The organism is Caballeronia pedi, assembly GCF_001544915.2.
In the GTDB taxonomy this organism is placed as follows: domain Bacteria; phylum Pseudomonadota; class Gammaproteobacteria; order Burkholderiales; family Burkholderiaceae; genus Caballeronia; species Caballeronia pedi.
Genome location: NZ_FCOE02000099.1, coordinates 1 through 2,608 on the forward strand (window position 1 = coordinate 1; position 2,608 = coordinate 2,608).

The 2,608-nt window shown below is 63.6% G+C and carries 4 protein-coding genes; all 4 read left to right on the forward strand.

Annotation, left to right across the window (positions count from 1 at the left end; translation table 11 throughout):
* Positions 1–950: 1,2-phenylacetyl-CoA epoxidase subunit PaaA (paaA, locus tag AWB80_RS42630; protein ID WP_061180594.1), on the forward strand; the 950-nt coding region annotated here is incomplete at its 5' end.
* 17 nt (positions 951–967) lie between these two features.
* Complete coding sequence (paaB, locus tag AWB80_RS42635; protein ID WP_014191517.1) at positions 968–1,252, forward strand: 1,2-phenylacetyl-CoA epoxidase subunit PaaB; 285 nt, start codon at positions 968–970, stop codon at positions 1,250–1,252.
* 13 nt (positions 1,253–1,265) lie between these two features.
* Complete coding sequence (gene paaC / locus AWB80_RS42640) at positions 1,266–2,063, forward strand: 1,2-phenylacetyl-CoA epoxidase subunit PaaC (protein ID WP_061180595.1); 798 nt, start codon at positions 1,266–1,268, stop codon at positions 2,061–2,063.
* A complete protein-coding gene (gene paaD / locus AWB80_RS42645) occupies positions 2,064–2,588 on the forward strand; it encodes a 1,2-phenylacetyl-CoA epoxidase subunit PaaD (protein WP_061180596.1) in 525 nt (174 codons plus the stop codon). It abuts the gene before it with no gap.
* Positions 2,589–2,608: the final 20 nt, after the last annotated feature.

The following is a 2,608-nucleotide window of genomic DNA, read 5'->3' on the forward strand; positions in this document are numbered from 1 at the left end:
CCTCAGCCGCTTCGCCGGACCAGACCCGTTTCGACGCGATCATGCAAGCCGACGGCAAGATCGAGCCGCAGGACTGGATGCCCGAGGCGTATCGCAAGACGCTGGTGCGTCAGATTTCGCAGCACGCGCATTCGGAGATCATCGGCATGCAGCCCGAGGGCAACTGGATCAGCCGCGCGCCGAGCCTCAAGCGCAAGGCGATTCTGCTGGCCAAGGTGCAGGACGAAGGCGGCCACGGCCTCTATCTCTATAGCGCCGCCGAAACGCTCGGCGTCTCGCGCGATCAACTGGTCGGCGCGCTGCACGCGGGCAAGGCCAAATATTCGAGCATCTTCAATTACTCGACGCCCACCTGGGCCGATGTCGGCGTGATCGGCTGGCTGGTCGATGGCGCGGCGATCATGAACCAGATTCCGCTGTGCCGCTGCACCTATGGGCCGTATGCCCGCGCGATGATCCGCATCTGCAAGGAAGAGTCGTTCCATCAACGCCAGGGCTTCGACGCGCTGCTCTCGATGATGAAAGGCACGCAGGCGCAGAAGGACCTCGTGCAGCAGGCGGTGAACCGCTGGTGGTGGCCGGTGCTGATGATGTTCGGCCCGAGCGACAAGGATTCGATCCACAGCGGCCAGTCCTTCGCGTGGGGCATCAAGCGCATCTCGAACGATGACCTGCGTCAGAAATTCGTCGACGCGACCGTCGAGCAGGCGAAGATTCTGGGCGTCACGCTGCCTGACCCTGATCTGAAGTGGAATGCGCAACGCAACGCGCACGACTACGGCGAGATCGACTGGGAAGAATTCTGGCGCGTGGTCAACGGCGACGGCCCGTGCAACAAGGAGCGCCTCGCCACGCGCGTGAAGGCGCACGACGAAGGCGCATGGGTGCGCGAAGCGGCCCTTGCCTACGCGGAGAAACAGAAAGTCCGCGCCCACCAACAAGCTGCATGAGCATGGAGACGATGAAGATGAACAAGGAATGGCCGATCTGGGAAGTGTTCGTGCGCAGCAAGCAGGGACTGGATCACAAGCATTGCGGCAGCCTGCACGCACCGGACGCGGGCGCGGCATTGCGCATGGCGCGCGACGTGTACACGCGCCGTCAGGAAGGCGTGAGCATCTGGGTGGTGCCGTCGGCGGCGATCACGGCATCGGACCCGGCGGACAAGGGTGAATTGTTCGAGCCGGCGGCCGACAAGATCTATCGGCATCCGACGTTCTTCGTGCTGCCCGACGAAATCAATCACATGTAAGGGCGAGAGAGCCATGAATCAGGAACATCTCGCTTACGTGCTGCGCCTCGCGGACAACGCGCTGATCCTCGGCCAGCGCAACGCCGAATGGTGCAGTCACGGCCCGGCGCTGGAAGAAGACATCGCGCTGGCGAACATCAGTCTGGATCTGATCGGTCAGTCGCGGCTTCTTTATACGCACGCGGCGACGCTCGAAGCATCGCTGAACGGCACGAAAAAAACCGAAGACGACTACGCGTATTTCCGCACCGAACGCGAGTTCGCCAACTACACGATCGCGGAGTTGCCGCACGTCGGGCCGCTGGCGGGCACGACACGCGCCGAGCGCGATTACGCAGTGACGATCGTGCGCAACTTCCTGTACTCCGCGCTGATGATCGAAGTGTGGAGCGCGTTGCAGACATCGAGCGATGCGCAACTCGCGGCGATCGCGGCGAAGTCGATCAAGGAGACGAGCTATCACCTGCATCATGCGCGCGACTGGCTGGTGCGCTTCGGCGATGGCACGGACGAGTCGCATCGCCGTGCGCAGGCCGCGCTCGATTATCTGATGCCGTACACGCGCGAGTTCTTCGCCACCGATGCAATCGAACAGGCCGTCGCCGATGCGGGCATCGCGCAGCTGGCGAGCGCGTTCGAAGCGGCGTGGCGTGAGCAGGTCGCATCGGCGCTCGAAGAAGCCACGCTGACGGCGCCCGCCGAAGTGAAGCACATCACGACAGGCAAGCACGGCGAGCACTCCGAGCACATGGGTTATCTGCTGGCGGAAATGCAGAGTCTCGCGCGTCAACATCCGGGCGCGAGCTGGTAAATGAATACGGCCGACGCAACCATCGAACGCGCGTGGCACGTGCTCGAAGCGGTGCCCGATCCGGAGATTCCGGTGGTATCGATTCGCGAGCTGGGCATTCTTCGCGATGTGCGCCACGGCGACGATGGCGTGCTCGAAGTGGTGATCACGCCGACGTACTCGGGCTGTCCGGCGATGTCGCAGATTGCCGAGGACATCGCGCAGGCGATCGATCAGGCCGAGCTCGGCGCGCATCGCGTCGAGACGGTGCTGGCGCCGGCGTGGACGACCGACTGGATCACCGATGAAGCGCGCGAGAAGCTGCGCCGCTACGGCATCGCACCACCGACGGGTCAATGCGGCAGCACGCCCGTATCGAACGTGAAGCCGATCCGTTTCGTGCCCCGCAAGCCCGAAGTGATCGCCTGTCCGCGCTGCGGCTCGACGCACACGGAGAAGCTGGCGCAGTTCGGCTCGACGGCGTGCAAGGCGCTGTATCGCTGCATCGATTGCCGCGAGCCGTTCGATTACTTCAAGCCGTACTGAACCGAATCAACCGAATCAAC